Genomic DNA, 20,057 nt, shown 5'->3' with positions numbered 1-20,057 from the left:
ATCAATTATGGGACTGAGTAGGGAATCCGTGGGAATCCAGTCCTTGGACCGGGGACTGGTAATTGTAAAACAAGAGGAAGGGGACCGGGTTGTTGCTTTGGCCGGAAACCCCAATGTGGGAAAGAGTACGGTATTTAATGAGCTTACTGGACTACACCAGCATACGGGGAGATTAACTTACAGGTAAAACAAAAGCGCAAATTTAAAGCAGGATAATTTCAAAAACTCGATGCCTGTTATCGCTCTTAGATACACGGATTTCCTTCACGATTGACCTCCAAAATTTCCGTTTTTCCAAGTTGTCCATGCTCTGATAAGCCGTCTCAAAATCGGTCCTAAGTAGGGCATCAATGGCCGCTGTATCGTGCTTTGGCGCAATGACATCCGGGATAGTGTCCAGCTGGTTTTCCAGGTCCAGCCGGTCGGCCTTGTATTCCTCAATTGAGATCAACTCGTCGAGATATAATTGTTTAAGACGGTCTATTTTACGCCTGATGTTGGACTTCATGGCCCGGTTATCTACAACCGCGGTCTCTGTGCTTTTACACTCTATCGATACCCCTTCGAGTACGGGGCGCAAATTTTCAATCATGTAGCTCTCGATTCGCGTTTCCCGGATTTCCCCTCCATTGGCACACGCTCTGCTGTGCTTGTATGACGGACACAAATACGCTGGGTACCTGTATTTATACACCTTGCCGCTTTTGCGCTTGCTGGTCACGTTGATGTGGCAAGCCGACAATTTATACCCGCACTCCGCGCAGACGAGCAAGCCCGAAAATATGTATTGGTGCTTTTGGCTCGATCTGACATTGATATTACGGCTTAAGATATCTTGAATTTTTGCAAACTCATCATCGGAGATAAGGCGGGGGCAGTAATCCAGATTGTCCCGGCACTTGCCTATGTATTTTTCATTCTTAAGGACGCTTTGTTTTAGGTTTTGGATGGACATATGGATATTGTATTTACTGGATAAGTACTTAACCGTTGCCCTCAGAGAGTTTGTCTTTAAAAAATACATAATCCCATCTTTGATCGCTGGGGCCTCGTCGGACAAAACCAGATGCTTATTCTCAATTTTATATCCGCGGGGGACTTTGCCAGTGATGGCCTCTCCATATTTTACCTTATTGGCCAAAACATCTCTTACGCGGATGCCGTCGTTTTGTGCCTCTAATTCCGCCCACATCATAGATTGTGCAACAAAAGCCCGTCCGTGAGGCGTTGACGTGTCAAAATAGGCCTGATCGATGGCTGTCCAGGATACATTATATTCCTCCAGGATTGCTTGAGTATTTAAATAATGCCGGAGGCTACGGAACCATCTGTCCAGCTTGGTAAACAGGATCCGGTTAATCTTGCCGGATTTTACGTCCGCGATCAAGCGTGTAAACTCGTCGCGGTCTAGTTTTTGGCCGGAAATCCCATCATCAACATAGATATCATACAAAACCATATTTTTATGACTGTTGATATAATCTAGACCCTTTTCCTTCTGGTCTCTGAGCGAGTCTCCATTTTTGGCTTGCTCGTCGGATGATACGCGGATGTAGACGGCGCATTGCAATAGTTGTTCCATAGTAGTCTCCTTTTGATTTATCTTATGAAAAATGCGTACAAAAATAACAGGGTACTTGACCCTGCCCGCCAGAGGATGGTATACTATGCCTGTAAGGATGGCTCGTCCTCTGGTGGGCTATATAAGCCGGTCTCTGTTGGCGCAGGGGCCGGCTTTTTATTATTTGATTATTTCGGCATCAGCAATTACATTAACATGTTTTGCTATAGTCTCCTCCACGGGGTGACGGTAGATGTCGGCACCGATGACAACGGAGTGTACATTTCAATCCACGCCCTCTCACGAGGGCGACTAACGAGATTGTAGACTTTGAACTTAACCCAATCCGATTTCAATCCATGCCGTAAGAAGCGACATTAAAACGTTCCACCGCAAATATTTTCCGACGCAAAAGAAATCATCATAATCGCGCGCGGGGATGTTTGGCTCAGTCTTCCCAAAAAACTAATATCAAATAAAACGCCGCGAATCCAAAAGTTATTACAGCCCATATTGCTCCTATTCGGAATACCCGTGAAGCAAACAGCTGAGCTATTGCTGAGCCGAGACAGATTGCCGATGGGATAATGTAGGAATCTTTTGCCTTAATATCGCTCATGGCAATCATGGTAATCCCGGAAAAAAGCCAAAGGAGGGCGGCTATAGCTACAGCATTCGAACTTTTCAAGACTGAATGGAGCGTATCAATCCATGCGGGTGTTGCGAAGGAATAATTAACCGGAAAATAAATCGCCCAAAATACATACGTTGGAGCAGTTAACAAGGAAAGAATAATTGAAGCGATTCCAAGACCACGCCGCAACTTTTTATGGTTATGTGTTTTTGCCGCCTCTTTTGAGTAATAAGGTACTCCAAATTCACGGCTGAATGCTGTCAGGGTTTTACATTCTGGACATTCTTCCAGCTCAGTGTTAAACTCTTTTCCGCATTTTTTGCATTTTATTAACTCCATTTTATCCCCTCCTGTAGTTTTATAGTTTTAATATACTACAAGTCAAGGTGACCGTCTATTGATATTTCAATTAAATGGTAAAAATTTCCAACTTAATTTTGTAATTTAACTATTGTTATAGCGTAATAAATGTGGTAATATATGGATATGATCTGATAGTTTTATACGAGGCCTCTCAAACATTTCCAAAACATATGTTCTTGAAAATATTGCATTCTCTTGATTATTATGCTATTATTATAACAAGGGATTTCGAACGTATGTTTTAAAAACAAAGGAGGGCGCCGCATGGATTTTAACGATTATTTATCAGCAATACATAAAATGGATATCAAATTAACTCAAAGCGATTTGCGGTTTATCGTCCAAATATATACCATGTATTTGCTTTATTTCGCTCAAAGAGGAAGGGATTAACCTTCCTTTTTATTTTGCAACTGCTCCTTTAGCGCCCAAAAGTACTGCTTAATTGTTTTTTTGGCCGGCTCATCAAGTTCGCGGTATGTCCGGATCATATCTAATATCACTTCAAAAAAAGGATTGTCGTCCTCATTGAGTAAACCATAAACCAATTCTGCCGTCTCGTCTATAGGCAATGTCTTTTTAAACATTTCGCCAGTTCCGTATCTTAGCCATTCTTCGCTGACCTGATATTTTTCGCAAATAAGCTGATAAATAGGTTCCTTTTGGTCAGGTCTTTTCAATCTATCAAATTCTATATTTACTATAACGCTCTCGGTCACTCCTAATTTTTCGCCAAAAACACGACGCGACATGCCAAGCGTTTTTCTTAATTCTTGAATCCTTTCGTAAATTTCCATGAGAGCCTCCTTCATAAGTTCGCTATTAGTATAACATATGGAATGTTGTTAGTCAACAAGAAAAAAAGAAAAAAGTGCAAAAATCTTATTGACAAACAAGAATACGTGTTATATAATTTGTTTATCAACAAGATTTGGAGGTGATCGAATGAGTGAGGCCGAAAAAAATGATCTCGAAGAAATGATCGAGATAGCGAAGTTTTTATCTGAGGAGGACCCCAAAAGCATCCCTATATTAAAGAGTAACATGCAAATCCTCAAGGCGCGAAAAGACATGGAAGACCTTATGAGGGCGGAAGAAAACGGAGATACCGCCATTGCCCCGGAATAGAGTTGTCAACCTGTACAACCCGTATCTCATAAAATCAATAGGAGGTGATAATAGATGGTATGTAAAGATACTGTAATAGTTCGCGGAGAGCTTGACCCTAAAAAAATCTATCAGGCCTTGGCGGATGTTGCCGGAGATCGTACCGGAATGGAAATTACAGTAACCCGTGTGGTAAAAACGGAAAAAGCCAAAGAGGGGGCCGGGTAAAACCGGCAGAGTGGACAAGCCCAGAAATAAAAGGAGGAAGTAAAAATGAAGTATGCAGTAGAGGCGAAGATTTTTAACAGCGGTAAGATCGTGGCAAAGGTACGTCTAGCACGAGACGGAGAGGAATCAGGATGCACAGAAACAAGAACCTGCGATATCTGGGTGGATATTTTCGACAACCCCGAAGATGCCGCTCAGTACTGCGCAGACTACCGGAAAGCGTGAAGAAGGGAGGTACAGAGATGAGTGAAAGAGAACGGCTTGGAGTGTTAAAGCAGTCAACCATTAAGCTGCTGGGCGAGGTTTCAACCAATGAGGCCCAGAACGCGTTAATTACCGTGCTCGCCGGATTTGTTCGGCTAGAAACGGAAAAAGGCCCCGATGCGGGAACATCGAAGGCCAGCAAGTAAAACAACTCATTAGGATTATAACAAGAATCAAAAGAGATTGCAACAATAAATCAGGAGGATTTTAACCATGGGAATCACGATTGAATTTAAAGACTTGACAGAGCTTAAAGCTTTTGCCAAAGAACTATTGGGGACTCCGCAGACTGCATCGATGCCGGTCCCGCAGCCCGTTGTCTCTCAGCCAGTACCCGTACAGCAGCAGGCAGTTCCGGCGCCTGTACCCAATCCGGCACCAGCATCGACAACGCCAGCTCCAACCTTAGCGCCAAACCCGGCACCCGTTGTGCAAACAACAGCGCCTAGCTATACTATGGACGACCTGGCCCGTGCCAGCATGGGGCTTATGGACGCAGAGCGGCAGCCTTACCTGCTTCAACTCCTATCCCGGTTCGGGGTGGACAGCCTTCCGGCGCTGCCTCAGGAGCAGTACGGTGCCTTTGCAACAGCCTTACGGGAGCTGGGGGCGAAGATATGAGCGATCATAAAGAGCGAGAACATGCCGTTTTGAGCGCGTCGGGCGCGCATCGGTGGATGGACTGTACCCCAAGCGCCCGGCTGGAAGAACAGTTTCCGGATCAGCCGTCAGAAGCGGCGGATGAGGGAACCTTAGCCCATGAACTGGCGGAAGCCAAGCTGCAGCATTATTTTGACACAGAAGAATTCAACCGCCGGAAGTTGACGAACACAATCAACCGACTGAAAAAGCGTGATGGCTGGGCGGATGAGATGGACAGATATACAGAAGAATACCTGGATTTCGTGAAAGCGGCCGCCCTTGCTTTCCCCAAGAAAGCTACAGTTAAGATCGAACATAAGCTGGATTTATCGGCGTATGTGCCGGAAAGTTTTGGAACTGCCGACTGTATCCTAATCAGCGGATGTACGCTGCATATTATCGACTTTAAGTATGGTAAAAGTCCTGAGGGGCGGGTAGAGGCTGAGGGCAACCCGCAGTTGTCCTTATACGCCTTAGGGGCATATGAGATGTGTAAGATGCTGTACCCTATCGATACGATCCGGCTGAGTATTGTCCAGCCGCGGTTACCGGATGGGATATCCGATTGGTTGTGCTCGCTGAAGGAGCTTCTGGCTTGGGGGGAGTATGTAAAAAGAAGGGCGGCTCTTGCGTGGGAGGGGAAAGGAGACTTTTTCCCGAGCGAAAAGACCTGCCGGTACTGCCGGGCTCGTGGACGCTGTCGGGCCCGCGCGAACAACAACGTGGAACTCGCTTTCGCCGTCGGGAAAAAACCGCCGTTGATCACCAACGAAGAGCTGGGTAAATACTTGACACAGGGCGAGGATATCGCAAAGTGGCTGAAAGACCTGCAGGCCTGCGCGTTGTCCGAATGTCTGGCAGGAAAAGAAGTGCCCGGTTGGAAAGCAGTAGAAGGCCGGGGATCCCGTGATTGGGCTGATCTGGATACAGCTTTTAACGCATTGCGCGAGGGTGGAATTGACGATGCTATTTTGTGGGAGCGGAAGCCGTTGACGCCGCCAGCGCTGGAAAAGGTGCTAGGCAAAAAGGAATTTGATCTAAAAGCTGGAAACTATGTGGTTAAAAATCCCGGAAAGCCAACACTGGCCAGGGATACAGATAAACGGGAGGCGATCTCCAATAAGGTGACGGCCGCAGAAGCATTTAAAGACTGAAAGGAAAACGATTATGGAAAACGTGATGAATGTAACCACCGGAAGAGTAAGACTGTCTTATGTACATCTTTTTAAACCATATGCCCATCAAGCCGGGCAGGAAGAGAAATACCAGACAACGGTACTGGTCCCGAAGACCGATATAGCTACCATGGCCCGGATCAATGCTGCAATCGAGGCAGCAAAGCAGAAAGGTACTACTGAAAAGTGGGGCGGTCAATGCCCCCCGATCGTCCCGACGCCAGTATATGACGGTGATGGCGTCCGTCCGTCTGACGGTTTGCCTTTTGGACCAGAGTGTAAAGGGCATTGGGTGTTTACAGCGAGCTCGAAAGCGGACTACCCGCCCGAAGTCGTAGATAAAATGGGGAACCCTATTATCAACCAGTCAGAGGTCTACAGTGGCATGTATGGGCGTGTAAATGTCTCCTTCTACCCTTATACGTTTGGGGGAAAGAAAGGAATCGGATGCGGATTGGGACCGGTCCAGAAACTAGAGGACGGAGAGCCCTTGGCCGGAGGGGCGGTATCTGCCGCGCAGGCCTTTGGCGCCCCACAACCGCAGACAGCTGCGCCTCAATATGGCGCGGCTATGCCCGCAACACCGGGAGCCGCTAATTATCGCCCCACGGGGCAGATCAATCCGATTACAGGACAGCCGATATAAGGAGCGCGAAATCATGAAAGTTGCATACTATGAAGCATACGCCGGCGGCAATACGGTAACGGGATCCGTGCTGGTAGAGGACGACGCGGAGCCGGAGGATATCGAAAGACGTATCCAAAACGCCGTCGTGGAATCTATACAGTACACGCTTGAGGATTGTTGATGATAAGGAGGGGCTTCGGCCCCTCCGCTCTGTAAAGGATGTGGAATAATGCACCATCTGAGTATTGATATAGAAACACGCAGCAGCGTACCGATCGGGAAAGCCGGGCTATATAAGTACGCCCAATCCCCGGATTTCAAGGTACTACTGTTTGCCTATCAGTTAGATAACGAGCCAGAGGAAATCATAGATTTGGCGCAGGGAGAGACTCTGCCGGGTTGGATGATTGAGGCTTTACAGGATCCATCTGTTATCAAACACGCCTATAACGCTGCTTTTGAGTGGTACTGCCTAAATCAGGCCGGCTATAAGGCCCCGTTGAAACAGTGGCGCTGCACGATGATCCACGGTATGTACTGTGGCTATCCCGCTGGACTGGAAGCGGCGGGTAAGGCACTTGGACTGCCGCAGGATAAGCAAAAAATGTCTATCGGTAAAGCTTTAATCCGCTATTTCTGTGTTCCGGCGCGGGCCACAAAAAGTAATGGAGGCCGGCCGTGGAATTTACCCCAGCATGATCTTGACCGGTGGTCTTTGTTTAAAGATTACTGCAAGCAGGATGTCATAACGGAGAGAGAAATCCTCCGGCGGCTGACGGCATTCCCGGTGCCGGACGAGGAGGAGGAGATCTGGCGGATGACCGTCGGGATGAATGCTTACGGTGTCCGAGTGGATACCGGGCTGATCAACGGAGCTCTTGCCATCGACACAGAGAGCCGGCGGGCATTGACAGAGGAGGCGATGGCGATCAGCCAGCTGGCGAATCCAAATAGCACCGCACAGCTGCTTCAGTGGCTGAACGAAGAAACAGATGAAGATGAGGAAATCACCAATGTCCAAAAGGCCACCGTGGCGGAACTTCTGGGTCGGGAACAGCCAGAGCACGTCCGACGGATGTTAGAGATTCGGCAGCAGCTGGGAAAGACATCGATCAAGAAGTATGTGGCGATGGATACCGCAAAGTGCGAGGATGACCGGATCCGGGGCTTGACCCAATATTACGGTGCAAACCGGACCGGGCGCTGGGCCGGCCGAATGGTCCAGATGCAAAATCTCCCCCGAAACTATTTAAAAACGTTAGGAGACGCCCGAAAGATTGTAAAATCCCGTAATTATACTGGTCTGCGGGCGATTTACGGAAATGTACCAGACACTCTTTCCCAGCTGATTCGGACAGCTTTTATCCCATCTGAGGGGCGTAAGTTTGTTGTAGCGGATTTTTCGGCTATAGAGGCTCGTGTGATTGCCTGGCTAGCGGGAGAGACCTGGGTAAATGAGGTATTTGCCACACACGGAAAGATTTACGAGGCTACCGCCTCTCAGATGTTCGGTGTACCGGTGGAGCGTATCGCCAAAGGAAATCCAGAGTACTCCCTGCGGCAGAAAGGAAAAGTGGCTACGCTGGCCCTAGGATACCAGGGAGGATCCAGTGCGCTTATCGCAATGGGGGCTCTTAACATGGGCATCCCAGAATCGGAGCTGCCGGAGATTGTGGAACGATGGAGGACCGCAAACCCTAATATTAAAGCATTGTGGTATCAGATAGGGAATGCGGCAGTAGACGTGCTGCAGACAGCACAGCCGCAGGACGTCCGGGGACTGCTCACGTTCGCCCTGGAAGGGGATGTGGTCTACGGTCAGTCATTCTTAACGATTCGGCTGCCCAGCGGCCGGAAGCTTTATTACCCCAAACCGTTTTTACAGGAAAATCGGTTTGGACGGCAGGCGGTCCATTATTATGCAGTCGGCCAGTCCAAAAAATGGGGAGTGGAATCTACCTATGGCGGAAAACTGACAGAAAATGTGGTGCAGGCCATCGCACGGGACTGCCTGGCAGAGACTCTGCGCCGGATTGAGGCCCGCGGTCTCCCGGTCGTCTTCCATGTGCACGACGAAGTGATTATCGACGCCCCTATGGATGTTACGGTGGATGAAATATGTGATCAGATGGCAGAACCGATTCCTTGGGCGCCGGGACTTGTCTTGCGCGGAGCTGGGTTTGAAAACGACTATTACATGAAGGATTAGGAGGACAACATGCAGAATAACCGAGAACTGCATATCAGCACGGCAGGAAGCCGAAAATCGATACAGTGGCAAAACAGCACGATCCTCTGGTCCGAGTTTGTGGAAAAACTGAAGACGCCGATCCGGGGACGTGAGACTTTAGAAGAATACCTCAAACTGCCGAAGCCACAGCGGGACGAGTTAAAGGACGTGGGCGGCTTTGTAGGCGGAACGCTGGCGGGAGGCCGCCGGAAGCCAAAGTGCGTGGAAGGGCGTGATCTGATCACGCTGGATTTGGACAATATACCCACGGGCGGGACGGAAGATGTCCTGCGCCGCGTGGGCGGCCTTGGCTGTGCGGCTGCGGTCTATAGTACCCGGAAACACGCGGGGTATGCGCCACGTCTGCGGGTTATTGTACCTTTAGACCGAATGGCCACAGCAGACGAGTATGAGCCTGCAGCGCGCAAGCTGGCGTCCTTGATCGGGATGGAACTGTGCGATCGGACCACGTTTGAGGTCCACCGGCTGATGTACTGGCCCAGCTGCTGCGCGGACAGCGTATACATATTTGAAGTATTTGATAACCCGTTTTGCAGCGTTGACGGCTTGCTGGGGATGTACGGAGACTGGCATAACGTATCCGAATGGCCGCAAGTGCCTGGGGTAGACGCGGACGAGCGCCGCCGGTTGGCAAAACAGGAAGACCCGACGGCTAAGAGAGGCATTATTGGAGCGTTCTGCCGGACCTATACCGTCACCGAGGCCATGGACAAGTTTCTGCCCGGCATGTACGAGGAGACGGCAACGCCAGGGCGTTACACTTATACTGGCGGCTCTACCGTGGGCGGCGCTGTAATATACGACGGTGATTTGTTTTTATACTCCCACCACGCGACGGATCCCTGCTCCGGGCAGTTGGTCAATGCCTTTGATCTGGTCCGGCTGCATATGTATGGAGATCGGGACGCAGAGGCCAAAGAGGGAACTCCGGTCAATAAACTGCCGTCCTTTATGGCTATGAGTCGACTTGCGATGGATGATAAGGCGGTATCCGATCGGATAGCTCAGGAACGCTTTGAGACCGCGCAGCAGGCTTTCCACGCGCCGGCGGAGGCCCCGGAAGATGTGGGTGAGGATTATGACTTAAGCTGGCTTAGCCGCCTTACGAAGGACGGAAATGGGAAGTACGAGAAGACCATCAATAATGTAGTCCTGATACTGGAAAATGACCCTCTGCTGGAAGGAAAGATTGTAACGGACGAATTCGCAAGCTGCGGGATGATATTGGGAAAAGTGCCATGGAATCAATGCGATGAGAAGCGCCGCTGGAAGGACGCGGACGACGCCGGGTTTTACCGGTACATAGAAACTTTTTACGGGATTACCGGCAGGGAGAAGCTGGATAATGCTCTGCTGATCGTAAGCAGCCAAAACCGGATCAACGACGTGAAACGTTATCTGCAAGGGCTTAAATGGGATGGAATAAAACGTCTGGACACGCTGTTGGCGGACTATCTAGGGGCGGAGGACAGTGCTTATACTAGGGCCGTCATGCGGAAATCTCTTTGCGCTGCGGTGGCAAGGGCGATCACCGGAGGCGTGAAATACGACTATATGCCGATCTTCGTGGGGCCTCAGGGCATTGGAAAAAGCACATTCTTAGCTATCTTGGGAAAGGACTGGTTTTCGGACTCCCTTACAACCTTTGAGGGCAAGGAAGCCGCCGAGCTGATCCAGGGGACATGGATTAACGAGATCGGGGAACTGACGGCGTTTACCAAACAGGAAACCCAGGTGATTAAACAGTTTTTGAGCAAGACCGATGATATTTACCGGGCGGCATACGGACGCCGGACGGACAAGTATCCGCGGCGCTGTGTGTTCTTCGGGACGTCCAACGATGCGGAATTTTTAAAAGACGCTACGGGGAACCGCCGGTTTTGGCCGGTGGACGTAGGTATTCACACGGCGAAAAAGTCCGTTTGGGCGGATTTGCCGAGGGAGGTAGACCAGATATGGGCGGAAGCATATGCCTATTGGGCTTTGGGAGAACCTCTATTTCTTCCGAAAGAACTGGAAGAGATGGCGGCAGAGCAACAGGAAGACCACCGGGAAACATCCGGGAGGGAGGGAATTATCCGAGAATTTTTGGAGAAAGAAATTCCTTCAAACTGGGACTCCCTATCTTTGCGAGAAAGACGGATGTACTGGAACGGAAACATGCAGCTTTCGGACGGCGTCGTAGTTATACCGCGGGAAAAAGTGTGCGCGGTAGAAATATGGTCGGAATGCTTTGGCAGTGAATCGAAATACATGAAACGGTCCGACAGTGCGGAAATCAACAACATCCTTTTAAATGTGAAGGGTTGGAAACGGAACAAGAGGGCCCGCCGTTACGGCCCTTACGGAACGCAGAAAGGTTTTGAAAGGCTGTGAACCAACATCCGTGAACTAAATACTTTTTGGTTCACGGGGGGCGTGAACCACGTGAACTAGAAGTTCACACCCTTAGTTTACAGCAAAAGCACGTATTTACGTGGTTTACTAGATATTGTGAACCACGTGAACCTATTTTCTATATAGATTGAATAAATAAGTAAATTAGGTAATACGCGTATCCCGCCTAGCGTACCTAGCGCGCCTATATGGGGTATATATATACGCGTGTGTGTAAGGAGGTTTACATGATAAGAGAAAGTGAAGTAGAAAAAATTTTGGTGGAACAAGTAAAGCGTTTGGGCGGACGGGCCTATAAATGGGTGAGCCCCGGAAATGACGGGGTGCCCGACAGAATTGTGATTCTGCCCGAACAGCCGGCGATGTTTGTCGAACTAAAAACCGACATCGGGCAGTTGAGTGGTCTCCAACAGATACAAATCAAACGGCTGCGGGAACTGGATCAGCCAACATACGTGGTATATGGTGTTCCCGGCCTGGTACAGTTTTTTCGGGACATCGGACAGGGCATTGTCGCCCAGAGAATCGAAACCAGGTATCTGTTATAACGAATGTGACGGAAAGGTGGTGTCGAAAGTTGGAATTTATTCCGCACGCATACCAGCAGCATTGTATCAATCGGATTATCGAGATTAAAAAGCTAGGGCTCTTTCTCGACATGGGATTAGGCAAGACGGTAACTACGCTGACAGCTGTCCGGGAGCTGAAGTACAATCGATTTCAGGTTCATAAAGTACTGGTGATCGCCCCAAAGAAGGTGGCGGAGGGTACTTGGAGCCGGGAGAAGGATAAATGGGATCACACCAAGATTTTACGGGTGTCCCCGGTACTAGGGAGTCAGATAAAGCGGATCCGGGCGCTTAACACACCGGCGGATATTTACATCATCAATCGGGAAAATGTTGTCTGGCTGGTGGACCACTACCGAAATGCCTGGCCTTTTGACATGGTGGTGATCGACGAGAGCAGCAGCTTTAAGAGCCATAATGCAAAGCGTTTTAAGGCCCTTGCCAGTGTGTCCGGCCATATAGACCGATTGGTAGAGCTGACTGGAACGCCATCCCCAAACGGATTGAACGACCTTTGGGCGCAGGTTTTCCTGCTGGACGGGGGAGAACGATTGGAGAGGAAATATACCCGTTTTCGAGAGAGGTATTTCCAGCCTGACAAACGAGGATATGACGGCATGGTGTATAGCTACGAGCCGAAGCCGGGGACCGAGCAGGCGATCCTAGATCGGATTTCAGATATCTGTATCTCGATGAAAGCGGAGGATTATCTGCAGCTGCCGGATTTGATTTACCACGAGGTGCCGGTAATCCTTGACGCAAAAGCAGCAAAAGCCTACCGAGAGTTGGAACGGCAGATGGTGCTGGATTTGCCCGAAGAGGAAGAAGAGATCAGTGTTACAAGCGCGGCAGCTCTGAGCAATAAGCTGCTACAGCTTGCTAACGGCGCTGTGTACGACGAAGAGCATAATGTCCACGAGGTCCATGGATGCAAGATCGAGGCATTCTTGGAGCTGGTCGAGTCCTTACAGGGGAAGCCGGTACTGGTGTTTTACAATTTTCAGAGTGACCGAGAAAGGCTTCTTCGGGCGTTGGCGAAGACCAGCCTCCGCGTCCGAGAGCTGAAAACTCCTCAGGATGAGGACGATTGGAACGCGAAAAAAATAGACATTCTTTTGACGCATCCGGCTAGCAGCGCCTACGGATTGAACCTGCAGCAAGGCGGAAACCATGTAATTTGGTTTGGACTTACGTGGAATTACGAGCTGTATACTCAGGCGAATAAAAGACTGCATCGCCAGGGGCAGACGGAAAAAGTTATCATCCACCATCTTGTGTGCGCCGGAACCCGTGATGAGGATGTAATGCAGGCTCTGAGCCGAAAGGAAGATGTTCAAAACTGGGTGATGGAGAGCTTGAAAGCAAGGATAAAAGCAATACGGGAGGAGGAGCGAAAATGAATATAAAGCGAAATCTGAAAAAAGTTATCAAGGAATCCGGAAAAGTCTGTTGCCAAGGCTGCGGGGCAGAGCTGGATCCCAACGGCAATTTAGAGGATATAGGGTATGTAAGGACGAGACGAGGGACGGAATACTTTTTCCACCTTCGATGCGTCGCATCCGGAAAGGAGATAAAATGAAAACGATCCAGAAAAATTATTATGTTTGTGAGATATGCGGCCGGACATCACAAAATCAGGACAAGATTAAAGAGTGTCAGGTGTCACACAGAAGAATTACAGATGAGTGCGAAATTGAACAAGTATACGATAGGGGCAAGGTAGAGCCTCGTCTGTTAAAGATTACTTGCCCTGACGGCGCAGAAATGGTGTTTTTTAACAGTAAGCCTCTGTAGCGGAAGGGAGAGTGGAACATGAAAAGAATACTTCTGTGGAAAAAGAAACAGTTAGTTGTAATACCGACAATGGGGCTATTGTGGGGCGGGAATAGAGTTTATTTAAGTTTCACGTGGCTAAATATCGGATGCACTATATTGATCAAGGAAAAGAAGGTAGCGGAATGACAGAAAATGAAGCGATTGAAGAATTATTGTATCAGGAAAAAATGAGAAGTAAAGGAATTGACTATCAAGTCAACAACCTCGTAATAGGGGGTGCGGTTGACGCATTGAAAGAAATCCAGCAGTACCGAGCAGTCGGAACAATAGAGGAATGCCGGGAGGCTGTGGAAAGGCAGAAACCGAAAACTCCTAATATTTGGGGAGACGGCTACGATGACGAGGGAAATATGAGTTACGATACGTACGATTGCCCGAATTGCGGCAAAAGCTATGAGACTGACTACCATGATTACAAATTTTGCCCGGAATGCGGACAGGCGATAGATAGGAGTAATTTACATGGCACCTAAACCAAAAGAATTATATCCCTTTCGAGGGAGCATGGTATCGGGTTATGCAATCGCTAAAGCCTATGGACTGCAAAATGTAGCGTACCAGGTACAAAAACGCCTGCGTCAGGGGATGACAGCGGAAGAGGCAGTACAGATAAAGCAGAGAGGCCCCAAAAGCGAGATACAAGGCGGTATTGCATTGTGGGAGATTGATGAGATGCGGAGGAGGATATATGTTGGGCAAAAGCTACGGCTGATGGTACAAATCTACGAGTATGACGGATTAGGATTTGACCGCAAACGGTATGAGACTTGCCGAGTCGTTGGGGTGTATAGGCATCTGGTGGTGCTGGCAAGGCCGCGCGGTCTGAAGACATCGAGGACGTATGTGGATTTGATTATGGAGCGCGGCGAAATGGGGTGATAGATTGAACGAGGAAAATGAAAAGAAAAAGGAGTTTTTAAAGTCCTACCAGAAAGCGAAACGCGACGTGGCGCGGCTGGAAAGGCAGCTAGAAGAACTGAGGCTTAATAAAATATCACCGAGCGTTATCAATGACGGAATGCCCCACAGAACCGATATCGGAGATTTATCTAATTACGCGGCCCAGGTAGACAAGATTGAACGAGAAATCATTGCAGCCAGATATGAGAGGATTAGCACCTACCAGCGAGTCCAAAGGTGTATTGAGGCGGTGGAGGATGAGCGGGAAAAGGATTTGCTTACACACCGGTACCTAAAGGGCGAAAACTGGGAACGTGTCGCTGTAAGCCTGGGATACAGTTGGAAACAAACCCATCGAATTCATTCCAGGGCGTTGGAAAATTTAAAGATGACATAGAATGACACACTCAAATATGCTATACTGATAGCGTGAAAGCAGACGATCTAATAGGTGGTCTGCTTTTTCTATTCCTCCTTGTAGGCCGCTGGCTACCCTTCCGGCTGGCGGCGCGGGAAGATGAAACTTAGGCGTTAGAACAAAGATAAAAAGTTTGTAGGTGCCGGCTTGAGTCCGGAGTTGCCCAGATATTTTAATAAAACGAAACGAATGAGAGGTGGTGATCGTTGAATGAAGTAGCACAGCGAGCTTTTAAAGATTTCCAGGCAGGAATGAAATATAAAGAAATTGCAAAAAAGTACGGTGTCAGTATTTCGGCCGTAAAATCATGGGCGGCCCGCTATTGGAAGACCGAAGGTTGCAACCAAAAGGAAAAGTTGCAACCTAAAAATCAAAAGGTTGCGACCAAACGCGGCGCTCAACCCGGTAACAAAAATGCTGTGGGGCACGGCGGAACCGGTCCGCCCGGAAACAAAAATGCTGTAAAGCACGGGGCATATGAGACGATTTATCGTAACGCTCTTCCCGCCACGGAGAGAGCACTTTTTGATTCTATCCCCGACTCGGATGACCTGGACGGGGAGATTCGATTGCTTCGTTTAAAGTTGGCCCGACTTATTGGACGCAAAGATATCACAGTTTATGATATATTTGGCAAAGCGCATAACCGGGAATTGACAGAGGCAGAACGTGAAAAAGGCATTTTAGAGGTGACTGCGGAGATTCGGAAACTGGTAAAGGCCAAGAAACAAATCCAGATAGCAGAGACAAAAGCCAATCTGGATGGGGATAACAACGACATTCCAGACGATGGCTTCCTTGACGCGCTAAGTGTGACTGCAGCGGAGGACTGGGCCGATGAGGAAGATTAGTCAAATATTCCGGTTCAAACCGTTCTCGCAGAAACAGCGCAAAGTTTTGAACTGGTGGTGCCCTGATTCTCCTGTCAAAGACTATGACGGAATCATTGCGGATGGAGCAATTCGGTCCGGGAAAACGATCAGTATGTCTCTATCGTTTGCGCTTTGGGCGATGAGCAGTTTTCACGGCCAAAGTTTTGCGATGTGTGGCAAGACAATAGGCAGTTTTCGTCGTAACGTCCTATTTTGGCTTAAAATGATGCTGCGGAGCCGGGGATACCAGGTTGTCGATCATCGAGCGGACAATCTGATTATTGTTCGTCGTGGAGGATCGGAAAACTATTTTTATATATTCGGCGGTAAGGACGAGCGTAGTCAAGACCTCATTCAGGGTATCACCTTGGCGGGGGTCTTTTTTGATGAGGTTGCGTTGATGCCAGAGTCTTTTGTCAATCAGGCAACAGGGCGTTGCTCCGTCGATGGATCTAAGTATTGGTTTAACTGTAATCCAGATGGTCCTTACCACTGGTTTAAGGTTAATTGGATTGACCGTCGGGCGGATAAGCGTCTCCTTTATTTGCACTTTACAATGGATGATAACCTGAGTCTATCGGAGCAGATTAAGGAGCGATACCGTGACATGTATTCTGGCGTGTTCTTTAAGCGGTATATACAAGGCTTATGGTGCATGGCAGAGGGTGTTATTTATGATATGTTTGATCCAGATCGTCACACTAAGCCGATTTTGGAGTTTTATCAACAATTAATTGATGGCGGTCGGTATGTCAGTATAGACTACGGCACCCAGAACCCTACAGCCTTTTTGTTGTGGAATAAGGGTATAGATCGGATTTGGTATTGCATACGGGAGTATTACTATTCTGGACGAGATAATGGGCGTCAAAAGACCGATGCAGAGTATGCAGATGATTTAGATAGCTGGTTGGACGGGACACCTATAAAAGCGGTTATTGTTGATCCGTCGGCGGCTTCGTTTATTGCAGAGTTGCGAAAGAGGGGCTACAAAGTGCTTAAGGCAAAAAATGATGTTGCAGATGGAATACGGATAGTCGGGACAATGCTTAACCAAGACCGTATTCAATTTTCAGCCTCGTGCGAAAATGTGGTTAAGGAGTTTGCTTCCTACGTTTGGGACGAGAAAGCGGCCGCTGGTGGGGTGGATAAGCCTATAAAAGAGCACGATCACACTATGGATGCCGTGAGATACTTTGTATTTACGATTCTCGGTAATCAGACTGCAAAAATTAAAAGTAAATCAAGAGCAGGAATGAGGTGAAGGCTATGTACGTATTTACCATGCCGGCGGAAAAATGGGACGAAACAAATCCAAACAAACAGGTTATCAGGCATTTAATTGCAAAGCATCGAAGTGGTGTACCAAGATTGGAAAATCTTAAAAATTACTATGAAGGGAAACATAAAATTCTACGAGACGCAAACAGGGAAAACCGTTTAGTTTGCAATCATGCTAAGGATATTTCAGATACGGCCAGTTCGTACTTTATCGGAAACCCGGTCAGCTATCGGGGAAAAGAGGATATTAGCGACATCACAGATGCCTTAGATGCTGCTGGATCTGATGAGGCGGATGGAGATAATGGAATGGACCTTTCCATTTATGGACGCGCCTATGAATATATTTATGCCAAGGAAGGCGACACAGAGCTGACGATCAAGAACCTGCCGCCAGAAAATACTTTTATGGTCTATGATGATAGCATTGAGCAAAGAGAACTCTTTGCCGTCTATTATTACGCCCGCAAAGATGACAGCGCTCAGACAGGACCGGTCTACGTAGCGACTGTTTTGACTAAAAATTATAAGTATGTCCTAAATATTCAGGATATTGAAGGACCTCAAGCACTTTTGGAGAAGCCAGAAGCACATTACAAAGGTGAGGTACCCATCGTTGAGTATCTCAACAATAAACTTGGGATTGGTGACTATGAGCTTCAAATTCCACTTATTGATGCCTACAACGCCTTGATGTCGGACCGGATCACGGATAAAGAGCAGTTTATCGACTCCATACTTGCCATTTACGGAACCCTATTGAGTGACGATGATGCAGAAGAACCAGGTGATGGTAAGGGGAGTGAAGAGGCTATGAAACGCCTAAAAAAGGAGAAGTTGCTTGAGCTCCCTGATTCGACAAAGGCGGAATACCTAACAAGAACTTTCGACGAAGCGGGAGTGGAAATCCTTAAAAAGGCTATTGAGCAAGATATCCACAAGTTTTCTCACATCCCCTGTATGACCGATGAGTCATTCGGTGGCAATGTTTCTGGCGTAGCAATGGAGTTTAAGTTACTAGGGATGGAAAACATTACGAAGATCAAGACCAGATATTATAAAAAGGGGCTACGAAAGCGGCTCCGCATTTTTGCAAATTATTTGGGCCAAAAAGGCATTCAGATGAATGTGGCGGGAATCACGCCAGTATTTACCCGTGCTCTCCCGAAAAATCTTTTGGAGATCAGTCAGATTGTAGCCAACCTTTGGGGCAAAGTCAGCAAAAAAACACTTTTATCTCAGGTCCCGTTTGTTGAAAACGTCGAAGAAGAGCTTAATGCTACCGAGAAAGAGGCAGAGGAGGCGCTGAAACAGCAGCGAGACCTATTTGGTATTGGAAACAATCCCCCACCAGATGAAGGCAATTTAGATGAGTAATCTATCATACTGGGAACGTCGACAAGCCCAGCGGATGTTTGAGTACATGCAAGCTGCCGAAGACGCAGCGGATGAGATTTCAAAATTATATTATAAGGCATCTGGATACATCAACCACGAAATAGATCAGGTATTTGGAAAATTTCGTAGTAAACACGCGCTATCGGATGCAGAGGCCTATCGTATACTCAATACACTACGGGACAAAGCGTCCTTGGATGAGTTGCGGCAGGCGTTGAGAGCGGTGGGGCCAAACAGCGAGACGAGAGCGGCCATATTGGCAGATTTAGAGGGACCGGCATATCAGGCAAGATTAGAGCGGCTTCAGCAAATACAAAGTCAGCTCGATCAGACTATGCGGAACGTTTACAATCAGGAAAGGGTTCTGAGCTCAAGCCACTATGCGGAGCTTGGCAGAGAAGTATATTATCGAACCGTATTTGACGTTCAGCAGAGAATTGGAACTGGATTTCCTTTTTTTGCGATTGATCACAAGGCAATTGATCGAATAATCAACAGTAAATGGTCCGGAAGCAATTATTCCGGCAGGATTTGGCGCAATACACAAGGCTTGGCGAAGAGCATCAAAGAGGAACTTCTTGCCAGCTTGATTACTGGCAGGACGGACCGGGAAGCTGCGGATATCATCGCCAATAAGTTTGCGAGTGGTGCTTCGGCAGCCCGGCGTCTTGTCAGGACGGAGAGCTGCTTTCTTGCGAATCAGATGGAGATGATCTCCTATGAGGAGTGTGGCGTTGAGTATTATCGTTTTGTTGCAACGCTTGATCTTCGCACATCGGAAGTGTGCCGATCTCTTGACGGAAAGCGGTTTAAGGTATCGGAACAGCAGCCGGGTTCGAATTGTCCTCCTATGCATCCTTGGTGCCGGTCGACGACTATTTGCGATATTTCAAATAGCGAACTTATAGCGATGCAACGTCGGGCGCGGAATCCGGAAACCGGAAAGGCAGAAACAGTTCCGGCGGATATGACTTACGCACAATGGTATAAAAAATATGTGGCGGGCCGGGCTCAAATCACAGCAAGAGAAAAGGTGGGCGAGCGGAAAAGCGTTGCAAAAACCTCTAGCTTTGGTACAATAGGACTAAGAGCAACGAAAGAGGTACTGGGTGTGCATACAATCGGAAAAATTGATAGGGAAATATACAAGTGCATAACAGAAGACATTGTGACGGACGAAATAATTATTACGGATGAGCGAATTGGTCACATAAAAACGCGGCATCCGAATGATTTTGAGCGGTATTACGAGTATTTAACGCAGGCGGTAATAAGCCCAGATTACATCATTGAATCCAATAAGCCAAGCACGGCGTTGGTTCTTAAAGAATTTGTTGGTGATGATAGCAAACGGTTTAAGGCTATTGTTAGGCTAAAAACCTCGACAGACAATCCGGAATTCAAAAATTCCGTTATCACGTTTATGAAAATTAACGAAAAGGAGTGGAATCGACTGATTAGGAATAAACAGGTTCTTTACAAAAAGGAATAAAATTGATATAATTAAGTATCATATGAGAGAAGCTATTTGAG

General features: G+C 47.9%; 23 protein-coding genes and 1 pseudogene. 21 read left to right on the top strand and 3 right to left on the bottom strand.

Features of this window, described 5'->3' with window-relative positions:
- Positions 1 to 7 precede the first annotated feature (7 nt).
- Positions 8 to 169: pseudogene (locus tag ACCC71_RS13785) on the top strand (FeoB small GTPase domain-containing protein); the annotation flags it as partial.
- Positions 170 to 202: 33 nt separating this feature from the next.
- On the opposite strand, the gene ACCC71_RS13780 reads toward ACCC71_RS13785, so the two are convergent.
- The 3 genes from ACCC71_RS13780 to ACCC71_RS13770 form a co-directional block, all read right to left on the bottom strand.
- Positions 203 to 1,582, bottom strand: coding sequence for a recombinase family protein (locus ACCC71_RS13780; RefSeq protein ID WP_434310198.1), 1,380 nt, complete (start codon positions 1,580 to 1,582; stop codon positions 203 to 205).
- 427 nt (positions 1,583 to 2,009) lie between these two features.
- Positions 2,010 to 2,534 carry a hypothetical protein gene (locus ACCC71_RS13775; RefSeq protein WP_434310197.1) on the bottom strand — a complete coding sequence of 175 codons (525 nt, stop codon included), beginning with the start codon at positions 2,532 to 2,534 and terminating at the stop codon, positions 2,010 to 2,012.
- A 413-nt stretch (positions 2,535 to 2,947) separates the two neighbouring features.
- Positions 2,948 to 3,355: a helix-turn-helix domain-containing protein gene (locus ACCC71_RS13770; protein ID WP_434310196.1), complete on the bottom strand. Its 408-nt coding sequence runs from the start codon at positions 3,353 to 3,355 to the stop codon at positions 2,948 to 2,950.
- A gap of 148 nt (positions 3,356 to 3,503) precedes the next feature.
- On the opposite strand from ACCC71_RS13770, the gene ACCC71_RS13765 reads away from it, so the two are divergent.
- From ACCC71_RS13765 to ACCC71_RS13670, 20 genes are all read left to right on the top strand, one after another.
- A complete protein-coding gene (locus ACCC71_RS13765) occupies positions 3,504 to 3,686 on the top strand; it encodes a hypothetical protein (protein ID WP_434310195.1) in 183 nt (60 codons plus the stop codon).
- A gap of 54 nt (positions 3,687 to 3,740) precedes the next feature.
- Positions 3,741 to 3,893 carry a hypothetical protein gene (locus ACCC71_RS13760; protein ID WP_434310194.1) on the top strand — a complete coding sequence of 51 codons (153 nt, stop codon included), beginning with the start codon at positions 3,741 to 3,743 and terminating at the stop codon, positions 3,891 to 3,893.
- 45 nt (positions 3,894 to 3,938) lie between these two features.
- Positions 3,939 to 4,118 (top strand): hypothetical protein, encoded by a 180-nt coding sequence (locus tag ACCC71_RS13755; protein WP_434310193.1) that lies wholly within the window; start codon positions 3,939 to 3,941, stop codon positions 4,116 to 4,118.
- A 17-nt stretch (positions 4,119 to 4,135) separates the two neighbouring features.
- Entirely contained in the window at positions 4,136 to 4,303 is a 168-nt protein-coding gene (locus tag ACCC71_RS13750; protein ID WP_434310192.1) for a hypothetical protein, read from the top strand.
- 67 nt (positions 4,304 to 4,370) lie between these two features.
- Entirely contained in the window at positions 4,371 to 4,778 is a 408-nt protein-coding gene (locus ACCC71_RS13745; RefSeq protein ID WP_434310191.1) for a hypothetical protein, read from the top strand.
- Entirely contained in the window at positions 4,775 to 5,953 is a 1,179-nt protein-coding gene (locus tag ACCC71_RS13740) for a DUF2800 domain-containing protein (RefSeq protein ID WP_434310190.1), read from the top strand. The genes ACCC71_RS13745 and ACCC71_RS13740 overlap by 4 nt, the downstream gene beginning before the upstream one ends.
- Positions 5,954 to 5,966: 13 nt before the next feature.
- Positions 5,967 to 6,620, top strand: a complete 654-nt coding sequence (locus ACCC71_RS13735) for a DUF2815 family protein (protein WP_434310189.1) — start codon at positions 5,967 to 5,969, stop codon at positions 6,618 to 6,620.
- Positions 6,621 to 6,633: 13 nt separating this feature from the next.
- Entirely contained in the window at positions 6,634 to 6,783 is a 150-nt protein-coding gene (locus ACCC71_RS13730; RefSeq protein WP_434310188.1) for a hypothetical protein, read from the top strand.
- A gap of 48 nt (positions 6,784 to 6,831) precedes the next feature.
- Positions 6,832 to 8,811: a DNA polymerase gene (locus ACCC71_RS13725; protein WP_434310187.1), complete on the top strand. Its 1,980-nt coding sequence runs from the start codon at positions 6,832 to 6,834 to the stop codon at positions 8,809 to 8,811.
- A 9-nt stretch (positions 8,812 to 8,820) separates the two neighbouring features.
- Positions 8,821 to 11,229, top strand: coding sequence for a VapE domain-containing protein (locus ACCC71_RS13720; RefSeq protein ID WP_434310186.1), 2,409 nt, complete (start codon positions 8,821 to 8,823; stop codon positions 11,227 to 11,229).
- Between the two features lie 248 nt (positions 11,230 to 11,477).
- Positions 11,478 to 11,798 carry a VRR-NUC domain-containing protein gene (locus tag ACCC71_RS13715; protein WP_434310185.1) on the top strand — a complete coding sequence of 107 codons (321 nt, stop codon included), beginning with the start codon at positions 11,478 to 11,480 and terminating at the stop codon, positions 11,796 to 11,798.
- Positions 11,799 to 11,827: 29 nt separating this feature from the next.
- Positions 11,828 to 13,219, top strand: a complete 1,392-nt coding sequence (locus ACCC71_RS13710; RefSeq protein ID WP_434310184.1) for an SNF2-related protein — start codon at positions 11,828 to 11,830, stop codon at positions 13,217 to 13,219.
- 175 nt (positions 13,220 to 13,394) lie between these two features.
- Entirely contained in the window at positions 13,395 to 13,613 is a 219-nt protein-coding gene (locus tag ACCC71_RS13705; protein ID WP_434310183.1) for a hypothetical protein, read from the top strand.
- A 164-nt stretch (positions 13,614 to 13,777) separates the two neighbouring features.
- Positions 13,778 to 14,128, top strand: coding sequence for a hypothetical protein (locus ACCC71_RS13700; protein WP_434310182.1), 351 nt, complete (start codon positions 13,778 to 13,780; stop codon positions 14,126 to 14,128).
- Positions 14,118 to 14,534 (top strand): hypothetical protein, encoded by a 417-nt coding sequence (locus ACCC71_RS13695; RefSeq protein ID WP_434310181.1) that lies wholly within the window; start codon positions 14,118 to 14,120, stop codon positions 14,532 to 14,534. The genes ACCC71_RS13700 and ACCC71_RS13695 overlap by 11 nt, the downstream gene beginning before the upstream one ends.
- A gap of 4 nt (positions 14,535 to 14,538) precedes the next feature.
- Positions 14,539 to 14,952 (top strand): hypothetical protein, encoded by a 414-nt coding sequence (locus ACCC71_RS13690; RefSeq protein WP_434310180.1) that lies wholly within the window; start codon positions 14,539 to 14,541, stop codon positions 14,950 to 14,952.
- A gap of 227 nt (positions 14,953 to 15,179) precedes the next feature.
- A complete protein-coding gene (locus tag ACCC71_RS13685) occupies positions 15,180 to 15,824 on the top strand; it encodes a helix-turn-helix domain-containing protein (RefSeq protein WP_434310179.1) in 645 nt (214 codons plus the stop codon).
- Positions 15,811 to 17,109, top strand: a complete 1,299-nt coding sequence (locus ACCC71_RS13680) for a PBSX family phage terminase large subunit (protein WP_434310178.1) — start codon at positions 15,811 to 15,813, stop codon at positions 17,107 to 17,109. Before ACCC71_RS13685 ends, ACCC71_RS13680 begins: the two co-directional genes overlap by 14 nt.
- A gap of 5 nt (positions 17,110 to 17,114) precedes the next feature.
- Entirely contained in the window at positions 17,115 to 18,503 is a 1,389-nt protein-coding gene (locus tag ACCC71_RS13675; protein ID WP_434310177.1) for a phage portal protein, read from the top strand.
- Positions 18,496 to 20,016 (top strand): minor capsid protein, encoded by a 1,521-nt coding sequence (locus ACCC71_RS13670; protein ID WP_434310176.1) that lies wholly within the window; start codon positions 18,496 to 18,498, stop codon positions 20,014 to 20,016. Before ACCC71_RS13675 ends, ACCC71_RS13670 begins: the two co-directional genes overlap by 8 nt.
- The last annotated feature ends 41 nt before the right edge of the window (positions 20,017 to 20,057 follow it).

Source organism: Hominifimenecus sp. rT4P-3, from assembly GCF_051055405.1.
Classification (GTDB): Bacteria; Bacillota; Clostridia; order Lachnospirales; family Lachnospiraceae; genus Pseudolachnospira.
The sequence above is the reverse complement of the archived record's forward strand: the minus strand, read 5'-3'. Positions and strand labels throughout refer to the sequence as shown.